Annotated in this window: 12 protein-coding genes; 3 read left to right on the top strand and 9 right to left on the bottom strand. The window is 39.4% G+C overall.

Annotation, left to right across the window (positions count from 1 at the left end; genetic code table 11):
* Positions 1-224 precede the first annotated feature (224 nt).
* Entirely contained in the window at positions 225-1,580 is a 1,356-nt protein-coding gene (locus tag A5888_RS04605; protein ID WP_086348035.1) for an MATE family efflux transporter, read from the top strand.
* Between the two features lie 91 nt (positions 1,581-1,671).
* Positions 1,672-2,118: a hypothetical protein gene (locus A5888_RS04610; RefSeq protein ID WP_086348036.1), complete on the top strand. Its 447-nt coding sequence runs from the start codon at positions 1,672-1,674 to the stop codon at positions 2,116-2,118.
* Positions 2,119-2,171: 53 nt separating this feature from the next.
* On the opposite strand, the gene A5888_RS04615 is transcribed toward A5888_RS04610, so the two are convergent.
* The gene (locus A5888_RS04615; RefSeq protein WP_086348037.1) at positions 2,172-3,101 is read right to left on the bottom strand and encodes a TMEM175 family protein; all 930 of its coding nucleotides are present in this window, start codon (positions 3,099-3,101) and stop codon (positions 2,172-2,174) included.
* Positions 3,102-3,461: 360 nt separating this feature from the next.
* Between A5888_RS04615 and A5888_RS04620 the strand changes: the two genes are divergently transcribed.
* Positions 3,462-4,748 carry an ISL3 family transposase gene (locus A5888_RS04620; protein WP_086348038.1) on the top strand — a complete coding sequence of 429 codons (1,287 nt, stop codon included), beginning with the start codon at positions 3,462-3,464 and terminating at the stop codon, positions 4,746-4,748.
* 275 nt (positions 4,749-5,023) lie between these two features.
* Here the strand turns inward: A5888_RS04620 and clpB are convergent, their stop codons facing one another.
* The 8 genes from clpB to polA form a co-directional block, all read right to left on the bottom strand.
* Entirely contained in the window at positions 5,024-7,642 is a 2,619-nt protein-coding gene (clpB, locus tag A5888_RS04625) for an ATP-dependent chaperone ClpB (RefSeq protein ID WP_086348039.1), read from the bottom strand.
* 433 nt (positions 7,643-8,075) lie between these two features.
* Positions 8,076-8,552, bottom strand: coding sequence for a hypothetical protein (locus tag A5888_RS04630; RefSeq protein WP_086348040.1), 477 nt, complete (start codon positions 8,550-8,552; stop codon positions 8,076-8,078).
* A gap of 159 nt (positions 8,553-8,711) precedes the next feature.
* Positions 8,712-9,641, bottom strand: a complete 930-nt coding sequence (gene dnaI / locus A5888_RS04635; RefSeq protein ID WP_086348041.1) for a primosomal protein DnaI — start codon at positions 9,639-9,641, stop codon at positions 8,712-8,714.
* A 2-nt stretch (positions 9,642-9,643) separates the two neighbouring features.
* The gene (locus A5888_RS04640; protein ID WP_086348042.1) at positions 9,644-11,053 is read right to left on the bottom strand and encodes a replication initiation and membrane attachment family protein; all 1,410 of its coding nucleotides are present in this window, start codon (positions 11,051-11,053) and stop codon (positions 9,644-9,646) included.
* Positions 11,054-11,065: 12 nt separating this feature from the next.
* A complete protein-coding gene (gene nrdR, locus A5888_RS04645; RefSeq protein WP_086348043.1) occupies positions 11,066-11,551 on the bottom strand; it encodes a transcriptional regulator NrdR in 486 nt (161 codons plus the stop codon).
* A gap of 150 nt (positions 11,552-11,701) precedes the next feature.
* On the bottom strand, positions 11,702-12,292 hold the full coding sequence (coaE, locus tag A5888_RS04650; protein WP_086348044.1) for a dephospho-CoA kinase: 591 nt from the start codon (positions 12,290-12,292) through the stop codon (positions 11,702-11,704).
* A complete protein-coding gene (mutM, locus tag A5888_RS04655) occupies positions 12,289-13,134 on the bottom strand; it encodes a DNA-formamidopyrimidine glycosylase (RefSeq protein WP_086348045.1) in 846 nt (281 codons plus the stop codon). Before mutM ends, coaE begins: the two co-directional genes overlap by 4 nt.
* A gap of 131 nt (positions 13,135-13,265) precedes the next feature.
* A complete protein-coding gene (gene polA, locus A5888_RS04660; protein ID WP_086348046.1) occupies positions 13,266-15,911 on the bottom strand; it encodes a DNA polymerase I in 2,646 nt (881 codons plus the stop codon).
* Positions 15,912-16,339 lie beyond the last annotated feature (428 nt).

Below are 16,339 nucleotides of genomic sequence, written 5' to 3' on the forward strand. Positions count from 1 at the left end.
TCAACTTTGGTAAAAACAATTCTTTATTAAAGAACACTATCAATCCAGCATAAATGAAGATTACTGCAGTTTGAATACAGCTGGTAAACTCGGTCATCTGTGTCGATGTTTGCATAAAATTCAGAAAAAAGAACGCCCTTTCATTTCTCATCTTGACGAGGCTACAGACTAATGCTAGACTTTAAAAGAACGTAAGTTCGATTAAAAAAGGATTGAGGAGTATTATGGAAAAGGACTTAACACGAGGAGAACCAATTAGAAAAATTTTATGGTTCATGGTACCAATTTTCATTGGTAATTTGTTTCAACAATTTTATAATTTTGCAGATACGATGATCGTCGGCCGTCTGCTTGGTGTAAGTGAATTGGCTGCTGTGGGCGCAACAGGAAGTCTGATGTTTGTTGTACTAGGCTTTACGCAAGGTTGCGGAGCAGGATTTTCAATTATTTTATCTCAGCATTTTGGTAGTAAAAATGAGAAAAAAGTCAAGGAAAGCTTTGCGGTTAGTATTTTACTGAGCTTGTTTATTGCGGTTGTTGTTACTGTGATCAGCTTTCTATCTATCCGACCACTCCTTACTTTTATGCAGACGCCACCAGAAATCATGGAGCTGTCTTATCAATACTTATCCGTTATCTATTTAGGAAGTATCGCCCCTTTTGCATTTAATCTATTAAGTAATATGCTGCGAGCCTTAGGTGACAGTCGAACCCCCCTCTATTTTCTGATCGTTGCTTCTATATTGAATGTCTTTTTGGATTGGTTTCTTATCCAAATCATTCCAATGGGGGTTCGTGGTGCCGCAATTGCAACAGTCATTGCCCAAGTTATTGCTGCAATGGGTTGCGCATGGTTCATCAAATACCGCTTTCCTTTACTGCAAATCAGGAAAAAAGATTTCAAGATGGAACAACAGGAAGTACGTAGGCAACTTGCTTTAGGCATTCCGATGGGCTTTCAGTATTCCATTATTGGCCTGGGACAAGTCGCATTACAATATTCCCTAAATCAATTAGGTACGGCAGCAGTTGCCGCATTTACTGCAGCAGGAAAAATTGAGTTTTTCTCATCCATGCCTGTTCAGGCGTTGGGAACTGCTCTCGCTACCTTTGCCGGACAAAATCTGGGGGCAAAAAAAATCGAACGCATCCGCTACGCCTTCAAGAGACTTCTTTTCATTTCATTGGTTATTGCCATAGTGATGGGGGCAATCAACTGGCTGTTCGGAGCTGAGCTGATTGGTCTGTTTGTCAATCGCAGTGAAAATGAGGTCATTGATCTAGGCATTCAAGTTCTACAAGTCAACGGTTTGAGTTACTGGCTACTTTCGATCCTGTTCATTTGCCGTTTTACACTTCAAGGCCTGGGACAAAGTCTCATTCCTACAGTATCAGGGGTGATGGAATTGATCAGTCGTTTTGTCGCGGCCTTTCTTCTGTCCGGACAGTTTGGTTTCTTCGGATTGACTTTAGCAAATCCGTTAGCATGGTTACTTGCCGCAGTTCCACTCTCGGTTGCCTGTTTCCTAACCTTCCGTCAACTAAAATCCGTTGAAGTCGGTTCCTTATCTGTTGAATGATCACTGAATTGCTGGATGTTTCAACCATCAATAATAACCACATAATTTTATTATCTGCTTGAGTATTTAACTATTAAAAGGAGGCTCTATCATGGGTGAGTGCAAGGAATGCTACAGTAAAAATAACAGAATTACTCCGTTAAGTGGTGTGAGAGATTGCTTAGAAAATCATGATCAGTATATTTGTGGAAGTTGTGGCCGTTGTATTTGTATTCAAAAAGATGAAAAACGCGGGGTACAACGTTGGTACTTTCCCTTCCGCTCTCTTGAAATAGCGATTCTTTATTTGAGAACAGCGGATGTTTCTGAAAAAAGAGCGTGTGGTATTTATTGTCTCACTGATAAAAATGGGCGGGAGTCCTTCAAAATTTTTCCAACTAGAGATGCACTTAATAGTTATCTGCATAAAAACAAGAATAAGGAATGTTTTGATAATGTCCCTATCTACCAAGTCACACCATATCAAACATTTACAGACACAGAAATTCGTAGATTAACTGCTGAAGAAGTCAATCAGTATTTAACAGAAATCAGTTAAAAACAAGCCCATAAATCAGTACATTGAACTGATTTATGGGCTTGTTTTTTAGTTTATTTACCTCTTGAATGATTGATTCGCTCATTGGTTCTATTTCTTATTCGCTGGATTTTCTGTTGTTCCATCAGCAGACGTTGTTTTTCTCTTTCAAAGCGCTGCTTTTCTGATGGATTCGCTGCGTTTTTTATTTTTTCATCCAACGCTTCAGATTGCCTTTCCAGCTCATTTTTCCATTGATCATTGAAGTTGACCCACCACTGTTGCTTGTCTGTCTTACTTTTCGAGTCATCGCCCAGAGAAGAACGCAGTAGTTCCATATACTTTCGAACATTACTCCCGCGATCCCTTCGTAGATCATCAACATAGTAATCTTTTTGTTCCTCATTCATTTGTGACACATAACGGTCTTCTTCTTTATCGATAATATTTTGCATAAAGCCAATGATTGGCAATGCCAAATAAACAACTAAACCTAATCTAGGCGAGAAATAAGCGATCACTAGCAGAACCAAACGGAACCCCAGTAAGACCTTCTGCCGCTTATTTTCACGTTGGCGGAAAAATTCAGGCATTCGATCTTTCTCTTCTATTTGTTTCCCTAAAGAATAAACAAGACGTGTCCATAAAAATGTCACAATAAAGCTCAGGATTCCATAGAAAAAAACGACCTGTCGATTTGTATCTTCAATCAACAATCGAGTAAATGTAGGAACTAAGGATAGCGTAAAAAGAAATAGCATATAGATAACAAAATCCTTGTTTTTTACCTTTTTGATTTGATTAAATTTTTGTGCTCCTTGATACCACAAATCAGCAACGAAACAGAAGCTGATAAAATAGATACCAATGGAGCGAAAAAGGATGTACATATCTACTTCACCCGCCGCTGAGAGCTTGATGGGTAACTCCAACACAATGATCGTAATAATTATTGCAATAATTGCATCTCCAAACGCAACGATTCTCTCCTTCATTTTTTCCATGCTTACGCTCCCCTTCAACCAATAGTCAATTTAACTTTAAAGATTTTTAGTAGTATTAATCATTTGTCGCAGCATTCTTCTCACTACGATTCTACAGTTTCAAGTATAGCACGATTACAAACCAGTGCCATTTGTTATGCCTTCTCAAAATGATACAAAAAAGAGCTTAAGATAACACTCAAATGAATGCTTCCTAAGCTCTACTGTTAGTTATTTGGGTTCTATAATATATTGTGTTGGTGGAAAATCCTTAAGGAAAATCTACCAACACTTTTTAAGTGTTTAAACACCAAAAAGGAACAACAAACTGATAAAATGAAATCGACCAAAATCACAAATCATCAGAAAGGTTGTTCCTCTATGGATAAGAATACCAGATTATTGCTTGGACTAACAGATAAACATCTCTCCTTTGGAGAGGATTGGCTTGAATACAGACACCTAAAAGGGGTTGAAGCTCAGGTCATCAAAGCAACACTTACGTATATACCTACACATTGCAAAAACTGTGGGATAAAAAATCAAGGGCAGATCATCAAAAATGGTTACCATCGGACACACACTCAATTACCTGCATTTAATGGTCGTCTGACTTTATTGGAACTGAGACGTTCGCGCTTTCGTTGTCATGAGTGTCACTCAACTTTTCACGCTCAGACAGAGTTAGTTGAAGAACACCATCATTTATCAAAGCAACTCTGTCTCCAAATCATACTTGATTTAAAGAAAAATGTTTCTAGGAAAGAGATTGCCCAAAAACATTTCGTTTCAGACGTGACGGTTCTTCGCTTAATGGAGGAGCTAGCTGCTTCTTATTCTCCAAATTGGCGATTTCTTCCAAAGATTTTATGTATTGATGAATTCCAATCAATGAAATCTTGCGAAGGGGCCATGAGTTTTATTTGTGTTAATGGAGAAACCAACAAGATTCTTGAAGTACTTGAAGACCGTCGACTGACGCACTTAACCCGACACTTTATGCGATACACAAAAGAAGCCCGAGAAAACGTAAAGTACCTAGTCATGGACATGAATGCGAGCTATGATCAATTACTCAAGTCCGTGTTTCCAAATGCCCAACTCGTTACTGACCGATTTCACATTGTCCAACAAATGAATCGAGCATTAAATCAACTACGGATAAAGACAATGAATGCCTTTCGGCATTCCTCACCACAAGAACAGAAGCAATACCGTCGACTCAAACGGTATTGGAAGTTACTTCTAAAAGATTCAGTTGAATTGGATAGTCAACATCGTCCCTATCATTCACTATTCAAACGTCCATTAACTCAGACAGACATTGTCGATGAATTACTTAGCTACGATTCAACCTTGCGTATTGCTTACGATACCATTCAGTTTCTTAAATATGCCTTTACTCATCGCGAAGCTAAGCGTTTCTTTGAAGAACTTGATACACTAGATCCCCGACTGCCTTTCTGGTTCAAAAAGAAGTTGAGATTCTTCAAGAAGCACAAGCAAGGAATTACCAATGCGTTCAGTTTTTCTTTTTCTAATGGGATTACAGAAGGGTTGAATAACAAGATTAAGGTAATCAAACGGATTGCTTATGGCTACCGTAATTTCTATCATTTTCGTTCTCGTATTTATATTATTCAAGGTCTTGTTTTTTCTCAAGATTAAAAGGAGGCTCACAACCAATATCTCTGCAGCTATAAAGGTAAATCGGGAATTAGTAGCTGTTATCCAAGTACATGTACAGCTACTTTGACTCGATTTAGGAATGGAATTGGCACTTTTTGCCAAGTCGCTTCCGGCCAGCTGCCCAGATAATTGGCAGAGGTCCTCCTATTTCTAAAAAGAACTTGAAACAAAACCAGAATATCTCTGATTTTTATTCCAAGTTCTATGATTTTATTCAGTTTTTTGTCCTACCAACACAAATTGACATAGAACCGTTATTTGGTGACAACGACTTCTTCAATCGCTTCATTTTCAAAAACTAACTGATCATTTAGCAATGTAACAGTCACTTTCGTTTTTGGCATAACTCGGCCTGACACAATTTCCTTCGCCAATGGTGTTTCGACTTCTTTTGTCAGGAATCGTTTTAATGGCCGTGCGCCATATGCCGGATCATACGCTTGCTGCGCAATCCAATTCTTCGCATCATCGGAAATCACCAACTCGATTTCCTGATGTTCCAAACGTTTGGATAGCTGAGCCGTCATCTTCATGATGATTCCTTTAACATTATCCAAGCTCAATGGCGTGAACAAGATCGTATCATCAATTCTATTCAAGAATTCCGGCTTGAAATTGCCTCTTAGAATGGTTCTGACCTGTTCTTCTACAACTTCCGGTATCTCACCATCAGCAGTCACTCCTTCTAGCAAAAGCTGTGACCCAATATTACTGGTCATGATCAGAACAGTATTTTTGAAATCTACCACTCTTCCTTTAGAGTCAGTCAAGCGACCATCATCTAGCACTTGAAGCAGAATATTGAACACATCAGGATGTGCTTTTTCAATCTCATCCAGCAAAACGATTGTGTAAGGATTTCTGCGTACAGCCTCCGTTAGCTGACCGCCTTCCTCATACCCTACATAGCCTGGAGGCGCACCGACCAAACGAGAAACACTATGCTTCTCCATATATTCGCTCATATCGATACGAACCATATGATCTTCTGAATCAAATAAGTTTTCTGCCAAGGCTTTAGCAAGTTCTGTTTTACCTACACCCGTTGGACCAAGGAATAAGAACGAGCCCAACGGTCTGTTTGGATCTTGAAGTCCTGCTCGGGAGCGAATCACTGCATCACTGACAGCGTCAACTGCTTCATGTTGACCAATCACCCGTTTATGAAGCGTCTCATTCAGCTTCATTAATTTTTCCCGTTCGCCTTCAACCAACTTCGTTACTGGAATTCCAGTTAACCGTCCAACAACCATCGCAATCTCATTTTCCGTCACAGCTTCCTGCACCATTTTGACGTTGTTCGATTGATTCTTCTCTTCCAGTTCCTTCAGTTCGTTTTCCAAATCCGGAATCGTTCCATGCCGTAAGACAGCTGCTCGCTCCAAATCATAGTTGTTTTCTGCATCCTCTAGCTCATGCTTTGCTTTATCGATTTCTGCACGCTTGTTGCTGACAGCGTTGGCTTCCTCTTTTTCTGTCTCCCACTGCAGCTTCATACTATTGGCTTCTTCTCTCAAATCCGCCAGCTCTTCTTGGAGATTACTCAGACGTTTTTTACTAGCATCATCTGATTCTTTTTTCAACGCAGCTTCTTCGATCTCCAGCTGCATCAAACGCCGCGTCACTTGATCCAACTCTGTCGGCATTGAATTCATTTCTACTCGAATCGTTGCACTCGCTTCATCCACTAAATCAATTGCTTTATCCGGTAAAAACCGGTCTGTGATATAACGATCTGAGAGAGTCGCCGCTGCAACTAAAGCATTGTCATGGATGTTTACCCTGTGATGGATTTCAAAGCGTTCTTTCAAGCCTCTCAAAATACTGATTGTATCTTCAACCGTCGGCTCTTTCACCAACACCTTTTGGAAACGACGTTCCAACGCTTTGTCCTTTTCCATGTATTGACGGTACTCATCAAGAGTTGTCGCACCAATCAAATGTAACTCGCCACGAGCAAGCATTGGCTTCAAGAGATTTCCGGCATCCATACTGCCTTCCGTCTTTCCTGCGCCAACAATATTATGAATCTCATCAATGAAAAGAATGATACGGCCATCACTCTTTTTCACTTCCTTCAAAACACCCTTTAATCGTTCTTCGAACTCTCCACGGAATTTAGCCCCGGCAATCAGCGCACCCATATCTAAAGAAAAAATGGTCTTATCTTTCAAGTTTTCGGGTACATCCTTACGCACGATCCGCTGCGCTAAGCCTTCAACGATTGCGGTCTTACCGACACCTGGTTCACCCATCAAAACAGGGTTGTTCTTCGTTTTTCTGGATAAAATACGGATCACATCACGGATTTCCTCGTCACGACCAATGATTGGATCTTGTTTGCCACTTCTGACCTGTTGAACCAAGTCCACACCATATTTTTCCAATGCTTTATATTGTTCTTCCTGATTTTGAGAAGTCACTTTTTCCCCACCTCTCATATCTTCAATATTTTTTCTCAATTCTTTTTCTGTTATTCCCTGACGTTGCAAATATTTCGTCAATCGATAATTTTTCAGCTTCATCAGCGCCAATACAACAATTTCTGTTGAAAGAAATTCATCTTGAAAGGCTTCTCTCAATTTATCCCCTTCGCTGAACAAGCTAAACAAATTCTGACTCATTGTCTGACCATACTGAACATTTCCACCCTCAATACTTGGGTATTCATCCAGTGCCAAATCGACCTCTCGTTCAAAAGCATCGACATCCAAGCCGGCATCCGTATAAAAGTTACGTACAAAATGATTGGGCTGTAAAAATATTTTCCACAGGTGAGCTATATCTATTTCCTGGTGACGACGGGTAACAGCGATCTGTTGTGCTTCAGCAATTGCTTCCTGCAAAGTCGTAGTCATTTTTTCAATCTTCATAAAGGTTTCCTCCTAAACATGGTGATCTATATTCATTCTATAACATTTCCTATTCTTCAATTTAAACAAAGGGATAGCTAGTATAAACCTATCACTTCTACAAAATTTTCGTTTGACTATCTTCGATTTTATTATGAGCTTCTCTCCCATAAAATTCAAAGATAATGAATGTTTATGATTAAATTATACCCAATTGGTCAGTAAAGGTCAAACGTTATCTACTCTTTTTTTCATCCTTCTTTTCCACTCGCTCATCATTGATTTCCCTGCTATCCAGTGTAACAAATCCTTTCTTAATAAAAATCAGTCTGCAGGACTAAAACAAGTCATTTAGTACATTCTTTTGCTCTTGCTTGATTATGCACCACTGTTAATGCAAAAAAAGACTGCCGATACTCAGTTTGTTTTACTAAGTATCGACGGTCCTATCTATTTACTCTTCTACTTTTTCAATTAACGTGATGGAATTCCCCGGTATTTGAGGCGGAATCGACATCGTCATTATCGGCAATTCCGCTAATGTGAAACGAATCTTATCACCGGATTTTAATTGCTCCACTGTTAACCCTTCAGCTAATTGCTTTTCTTGCGCATTCAATATCACGCCATTATTTTGAAAATTCGGCAACATTTCTTCCGGATCGGAAACGGCTCCTATTTCATGTAAGGTTATCCGTATACTGCCATCACTTTCCGTTTCAGTAGCATCTTCTGCTAATACACCCGTAAAGACAGAAGCTTCAGATACTTCATCCCCTGATCCAGATGTACTATTTGTCGATTGGTTCGTTGATTGTTCTGTCGACATATTCGTCTCACTACTTTCCTTAGTGTTATTCTTTTGTTGCCCACACGCACCAAGTAAAACAAGCATAGTAGCAGCTGCAATAACCATTTTCAATTTCTTCATACTTCCACTCTCCCACTTTTTGTTATTATAAGAACTAACACTAGTTTAAAAGGAAATCCCACTCATGTAAATCAACACGCTGGAATGTTAAAGAAAATTAATCAAAATTTTGAAAAAGGCAGCACAAGATATTTTTCTATCTTGCACTGCCTTTCATTTTTAACCATTCCTACGGTCTTGTCCACTCAAGGTAATTTCCTTCGCCAAATAACGGATACGCTCCATCAGACGCTTCGCCTTCAAAGGTTCCTGTTCACCACGTTGAGATATGGTCAAGTGCTCCTCTAAAGCTCTCATATCCAAATTGGAGGAGAAGAAGGTTACCAACTGCTCCTGCATACGGTACTGGAGAATCACACTTAACACATCATCTCTAATCCAGCTCGTCATTGATTCAGCACCAATATCATCGATCATCAAAACTGGTGCTTTCTTTACCGCATCGAGTTTTACACCCACAAGATCTTTGGCAATCGCCTGCTTCATCTCAACAGTAAATGTTGGAAAATGAATGATCGTTGTCAAAACGCCATCTTTCGCCAACTCATTGGCCACTGCACCTAAAAGGTAGGATTTCCCTACACCAAAGGTTCCTTGTAAATATAGCCCTTTATGAAACTCACGAGGATTGGATACATACGCATCAATAAATTTTGTTGCTTCGCTTAATGCTTCAAAACGTCCACTTGACGATCGGTCAAATTTAGCAAAAGTAGCTTGACGAACATCTTTAGGCATCGTTACTGCACTGACACGTTTGCGCAATTCTTCCTCTTTCTGTTTTGCAATAAGTATCTCAGTCGGAACATATGTGACGTCAATATAATGGAAATTCAAGGTCAATCTAGGTTCATAGCCAGGTGCAATCATTGAAGGATCGTTCAAATGAAACTTCTTTTTCTCCTGTACAAACTCATACAGCTTTGAATAACTCTTCTCAATATCCTCATCTGTCAGTTGCTCTCGATGATCGGCAATGAATTTTTTTACATCTGAATCATCCATCACAGTTTGAATCAACTCGTTAAAACGATCATTCAGTTCTCTGCTTCGGATGATTTTTGACATTTCTTTTCCTACATCTTCCATTATCACTCACCTCGTCTCCGTAAAAATTCTTCCATTTCTCTATCCAGCTTTTCCTGTACTTCTTTTGACAATTTTTCTTCCGGCACTGGATTATCGACCCAATCCGGCAGCTTTTCCTGTCGCACGACTTGCTGGCGTTTATTCGATGAAAAGTTTTTGTTCTGTCGTTTCTTTTGATTGTCTGCTTGTTTTTCTTTTAGATACGTCATCGCTTTTTCCGGTGAAAAAATCCCTTTTTTCGCCCAGTCATTGGCAATGGTATTGACATAACTGCTTGTGAGAGTCGGCTGTTTTTGGATGATCAGCACATACGAAATCAAGATATTGATCACACTATTTGGTAAGCCGGAACGCTTAACCAGATTTTCAACGATCCTCTCTTCTTGTCCTGTCCCAAATCCGCCAGTTTCTTTCTGAACAGCTGCTAAATACCGCAACGGAGGAATACTTTCACTATCAATGATTGAACGAATATCAGCATCTGAAAACCCATCTTTTTTCAATGAATTAAAACGATAAGAACGTTGCTCCTCCTCTGTCAAAGCAACCTGTTCATTTCTTCGTACTTGGCTGTGCTTTTGTTGTCGATTCTCACGATACGAACGATCAACAACCTGTCGCAAAGCTCTTCGATTGATTTCATTGGTATGGTAATCAAAAGAGGATTTTACAAATTCCAACATTTCCAACTCATCTGTTCCGTACATGCGGTTATAAAGGTAGATTTCTTCTTTCAAACCATTAGCGTCTTTAGGCAGCTTAAGACCAAAATGTTCGAGCTGCAATAGAAAGAAGTCCCAGTCAAACAACGTAGGATCAACGACCGAAAGCGTTCGTTTGGTCACAGGATCATCAAAGGCGCTTTTGATAGCTTGCAAGCGAGAACCTTCTGTAATTAGCTGTTCCTCTCTGAACGAATAAACCTCTTTAAACCCAGAGGAAATATTTTCATAGCCGTTCAACGGGAAATATTCTGGTCGGAAGCGATCAAACAATTGATCGAATTTCTTTTCTCCAACCCGATTAAAAAGCGTCAATGACAGAATTTCATCTTTAAAAAAACTTTCCGTGTTTTCCGGTTGATTCAAACGATATATATAAGTCAAACCTAACTCAGGTTCTTCTTTAACAAAGGTATCCAGTAATCCGATACCTTCTAATTTGGCCCGTGCTTCTTCTAGCTGTCGACTCCCCATATCCAATAATAGAATCAGGTCCTTATGAAACAACGCTTCACTTAAGCCTGAGGAATGAACTTCTGACAGTAGAGTTAAAAACAGACTATACGCACTAGCGCCTACAATTGGCTGGTATAAAAAAGTTAAAATTTCTTTTTCCTGATCAGAAAAAGGACGATTGACTAATACCTTAAACACCTGTTTTGGTTGGATCTCTTTCCTGTTGTTTTTCACGGAAAGACCTCCCTATTCTTGCTCCGCATCTTTTTTCTCAGAATTCGCCTTATCAACGATTTCCTGCAATTCCTTCAAGAATACACTCATATCCTTGAACTGACGATATACGCTGGCAAAACGAATGTAAGAAATCTCATCTAAAGTAACCAGATCCTCCATCACATACTCACCGATTAATGTTGTGGACACTTCATTTTCGCCCAATTCTCGTACACGATTCTCCACATTATCAACGATTTTTACCATTTGTTCCATAGTAACAGGTCTCTTCTCCGCTGAACGAATCAACCCTCTCAAAATTTTCTCTCTATTGAATTCTTCACGATCACCATTTTTCTTAATGACTAACAGGGGAGCTGCTTCGATCCGTTCGAATGTCGTGAAACGATTATGACAACTCTCGCACTCTCTTCTTCTTCTAATGGCTCTTCCATCATCAGCCTGACGACTGTCGATTACTCTGGAATTGTTATGATGACATCTTGGACAACGCACAGTGATCACCTCGTTTTTATTTATTTTAGTAGTAGTTATATTATAACATGAAACATTTGATATACCAGTGATTCAAAGGGATTTCTTCCTACCTGAGCTTTCAAGACAAGAGAAGCGATTCTCCTAGCAAAAAATCACCTTTCTTCTCTATTATTTTTTCTTTTTTAACCAATCATGAACTTGATTTTCCAACTGTACCATTGTTCCTTGATTATCAAATACAACATCGGCTTTTGCTTTTTTTAGCTCAATTGATTCCTGACTTTTTACTCGCTGGATTGCTTCCGCTTCAGTCAATGCATCTCTTTTCATCAGCCGTTTAACTTGTAAAGACTCTGGGATATAGACGACTGCCACCTGATCTACATGGCATTCATACCCTTGCTCATATAAAAGTGGAATATCTGCGATTACCAGGTCACTTTCTTTTGTCGCTAACTGGATGTCACCAATTATAGCTTCTTCTAAAAATGGCGCTAATAATTGATTTAATTTTTCTCGCTGTTTCTCATCAGAAAAGATCAATTTTCCTAATGCTTTTCGGTTCAACGAACCATCTGAGTTCAGCATCTCCTCACCAAACACATTGACAATGGCTTGTAGTCCAGGTGTTCCTGGCTCTACGACTCTACGAGCGATTTGATCAGAATCAACGATTGGATAACCGGCTTTTCTAAACACCTCTACAGCAGTACTTTTACCAGTTGCAATACTACCTGTTACTCCCAATATTAGAGTCATTTGGTCTTCCTCACTTTCACTCTTTGACAGTTTGGACAAAAGTGCGTACCACGTTGAGCCACTTTTATTTTTTGAATCGGTGTTCCGCAACGAAGACATGGTTCTCCTGTTTGCCCATATGCATGAAGAGAAATCTGAAATTTCCCAGCTTCTCCCAATGCATTCAAATAGCTGCGAATCGTCGTGCCGCCAGCTTCCACTGCACGTGCCAACACATCAATGATCGCTTGATATAGAAGTTCGGTCTCTTTTTTTGTCAATGTGTTTGCGGGCTGCTCCGGATGTATTTTCGATTCCCATAACGCCTCATCTACATAGATATTTCCCAGCCCAGTGACAAGTTTTTGATCCAACAAAAGTGGCTTGATTGCTTTATGGTGCTTTTTCAGATTGGTTTGAAATGGTTGCAATAGAAACATTTCTGGAATTGGTTCGGGTCCTAATGCTAAAATCCCTTTGTATTCATTTGATTTGTCCTTTTCAACAAGAACCATTCGACCAAATTTTCGTACATCCAAATAGCGTAGCTCGGTATCATCTGTAAAGGTAAAGCGGACATGCGTATGTTTCATCACAGGATCATTTTTAGATTCATGAAATTCATATTTTCCCTCCATCCGAAGATGGGAAACCATATCAAAATCTGTCAGCTTGAAAATCAAAAATTTCCCTCGCCGTTCCATTTTTTCTATCGTTTGCCCTTGAAGAGAGAGCGAAAATAATTCTTTTTCCGGCTGTTCGATAATCCTTCCCCACAGCACCTCTACCGATGCTATCGTCTTACCAGTAACCAATTTCTCCAACCCTTTTCGAACTGTTTCTACCTCTGGTAATTCTGGCATATTCTCTGCCTCCAATCCGTTGTCTTCTTTATATGATTTACTCAAAATGCTTTTTTATTCATACTAAGTAAAGCTGCAAAATGGGACATTAGCCGAATTGCTAACATCCCACTGTACTTCTTTACTATTACTTATTTCGCTTCATACCATGTCTTCCCCCAGCTACTGTCTGTAACTAGCGGCACATGAAGACTTACAGCATTTTCCATTTCCTCTTTAACAATTTCCTCCAGTTTTTTCAGTTCCGCTTCCGGCACTTCAAAAACCAGCTCATCGTGAACCTGTAACAGCATGGTTGCTTCAAGATTTTCTCTCTTCAAGCGGTCTGCCATATTAATCATCGCCAACTTCAAAATATCAGCTGCGCTTCCCTGAATCGGCGTGTTGATGGCTGTTCTCTCGGCGAAAGACCGAAGATTGAAATTGCGTGAATTGATATCATTCAAGTAACGTCTACGATGATACAAGGTCTCAACATAGCCCTTGTCTTTCGCTTCACGTACGATTTCTTCCATATATTTTTTGACCCCTGGATATTTTTCGAAATAGGTGTCAATATACTGCTGCGCCTGTTTTCGAGTGATACCCAAATTTTGGGAAAGTCCATAATCACTAATACCATAAACAATACCAAAGTTTACAGCCTTAGCCTGACGACGCATATTCGGTGTCACATCTTCTGCTTTTTCCAAGCCAAATACTCGCATAGCTGTGCTGGCATGGATATCCTGTCCCTCAATAAATGCTTGCTTCAAATGCTCATCATCTGAAATATGCGCTAATACACGTAACTCGATTTGAGAATAATCCGAAGAAAAAATCAACCAATTTTCATCTCTTGGTACAAAGGCTTGACGAATTTTACGCCCTTCATCCAAACGAATCGGAATATTTTGCAAGTTTGGATCGACAGAACTCAAGCGCCCAGTCTGAGTTAATGTTTGAACATAACGCGTGTGGATCTTGTTGTCTGGTTGAATAACCTTCAGTAAGCCTTCAATATATGTTGATTGAATTTTGGCAATTTGTCTGTATGTCAAAATATCTTCAACGATTGGTGCTTGTTCCTTCAACTGTTCCAGTACATCTACAGCTGTTGAATAGCCAGTCTTTGTTTTCTTGATAACTGGAAGCCCCATTTTTTCAAATAGGATAACTCCAAGCTGCTTCGGTGAATTCAGATTGAATTCTTCTCCAGCTTCTCCATAGATTTTTTGTTCAATCTGAGTAAGACGCTCAGAAAATTCTTGCCCCATTTCTCTCAGACGCTGTGCATCTACTCGGATACCTGTTATTTCCATGTCCCCCAAAATTTTAGACAATGGCAACTCCATTTTATAGAAAAGATCAGCTTGATCCTTTTCAGCCAACTCTTTGTCCAGCTTATTCGATAAGATTGTAATTGCCTTTACTTTTCTAGCTAAGTGGCTGAAGAATTTTTCTTCATCTTCCGGCAAACCTTTTTTGGCGCCTTTACCGTAAACTGCTTCATCAGATTGGATATCGGTATAGCCATAATGCTGTGCCACACCTTCAATATCAGCATTGTTGTCGTTAGTGTCCAGTAAATAAGCGGCTAACAAAACATCAAAAGTGACACCTTGCATTTTACCAGTATAGCGATTCAAGGCAACATATGTCCGTTTCATGTCGTAAACTTTTTTCTTGTAGCTATCTGATAGCAGCCAATCAGTAAATGCAGGTGCTTCAAACAAGGACAAATCATTTGTTGTATAAATCTGGTGGTCATTTCCCCACGCCACGCCAACGATCGGTGACGTATGATAATTATCCTCCATCATTTCCACGTAGAGAGCCATATCATCCGTAAACATTTCTTTAGTAAAGTCATTCACTACCTTAAAGTGAACATCCTCCATCGGCTGAACCTCTTCCTCTATGTTCAGCTTACTCAAGAACTGTTTGAATTCCATTTCTTTATAGAAAGGAACGAGCTTATCCAAATCTTTTCCTTCATATTTTAAGCTATTTATATCAACATCAACTGGCGCATTTACCTCGATAGTTGCCAATCGTGTGGACATAAAGGCGTTCTCTTTATCATTGATCAGATTTTCTTTCATCTTGCTCTTTTTCATTTCATCTATATGCTCATAAACGCCTTCAACAGAGCCGTATTCCTTCAATAGCTTGATTGCTGTTTTCTCGCCAATTTTTGTTACACCTGGAATGTTGTCTGAAGTATCACCAGCCAAGCCTTTCATATCAATAATTTGAAGAGGTGTCAGACCATCATATTTTTCAGCAACATACTCAGGGGTATAAGATTCAATGTCACTAACCCCTTTTACCGTGATATCCACTTTAACTGAATCAGTTGTAAGCTGAGTTAAATCTCGATCTCCGGAAAGAACGACAACATCAAATTCTTCTTTTGGTACCTTGTTTGCCAAAGTACCAATGATATCATCTGCTTCATAATTATCTAATTCATAATATTGAACACCTAAACCTGTCAATAGTTCGCGAATATAAGGCATCTGCTCCTTAAACTCACCCGGTGTTTTCGAACGACCTGCTTTATACTCCGCATAAAACTCCGTTCGAAATGTTGTTTTACCAGCATCAAAAGCAACCAATACATGTGTAGGTTGTTCTTTAGCCATCACATTTTCAAACATTGTATGGAAAGCATATATTGCATTTGTGTGTAGCCCATTCTTATTTACAAATCGATCTAATGAATTGTGTAGCGCGAAAAATGCTCGAAAAGCCACGCTATTTCCATCTACTAATAATAATTTATTTTTTGCCATGTGCGCACTCCTTTTATTTGTGGAGGAAAAGAAAAAAGTGATTTCTTCTTTTCTCCATTTTGTTGGTCCGATGTCCATTATTCTAGCATTCTTAATAAAAGAATAATGGCTCTCCTTGTTAGTTGTGGTAGAAACAAGCTAGGTAACTTTCTTGTTTCTCTATTCTGGTGGTCCGATGTCCTCTACTTCTAGGTTTTTATGTGTGCCAGAGTAGTGGCTCTCCTTTTGGTTGTTGAAGTAAAGAAGAAAGTGATTTCTTCTTTTCCTCCATTTTGGTGGTCCGATGTCCATTATTCTAGCATTCTTAATAAAAGAATAATGGCTCTCCTTGTTAGTTGTGGTAGAAACAAGCTAGGTAACTTTCTTGTTTCTCTATTCTGGTGGTCCGATGTCCTCTACTTCTAGGTTTTTATGTGTGCCAGAGTAGT

The sequence above is a fragment of the Enterococcus sp. 9E7_DIV0242 genome, from assembly GCF_002140975.2.
Classification (GTDB): domain Bacteria; phylum Bacillota; class Bacilli; order Lactobacillales; family Enterococcaceae; genus Enterococcus_L; species Enterococcus_L clewellii.

Coding starts and splice junctions, on each gene's coding strand:
- A5888_RS04605 (WP_086348035.1), top strand. CDS start 225: ATGGAAAAGGACTTAACACGAGGAGAACCAATTAGAAAAATTTTATGG.
- A5888_RS04610 (WP_086348036.1), top strand. CDS start 1,672: ATGGGTGAGTGCAAGGAATGCTACAGTAAAAATAACAGAATTACTCCG.
- A5888_RS04615 (WP_086348037.1), bottom strand. CDS start 3,101: ATGGAAAAAATGAAGGAGAGAATCGTTGCGTTTGGAGATGCAATTATT.
- A5888_RS04620 (WP_086348038.1), top strand. CDS start 3,462: ATGGATAAGAATACCAGATTATTGCTTGGACTAACAGATAAACATCTC.
- clpB (WP_086348039.1), bottom strand. CDS start 7,642: ATGAAGATTGAAAAAATGACTACGACTTTGCAGGAAGCAATTGCTGAA.
- A5888_RS04630 (WP_086348040.1), bottom strand. CDS start 8,552: ATGAAGAAATTGAAAATGGTTATTGCAGCTGCTACTATGCTTGTTTTA.
- dnaI (WP_086348041.1), bottom strand. CDS start 9,641: ATGGAAGATGTAGGAAAAGAAATGTCAAAAATCATCCGAAGCAGAGAA.
- coaE (WP_086348044.1), bottom strand. CDS start 12,292: ATGACTCTAATATTGGGAGTAACAGGTAGTATTGCAACTGGTAAAAGT.
- mutM (WP_086348045.1), bottom strand. CDS start 13,134: ATGCCAGAATTACCAGAGGTAGAAACAGTTCGAAAAGGGTTGGAGAAA.
- polA (WP_086348046.1), bottom strand. CDS start 15,911: ATGGCAAAAAATAAATTATTATTAGTAGATGGAAATAGCGTGGCTTTT.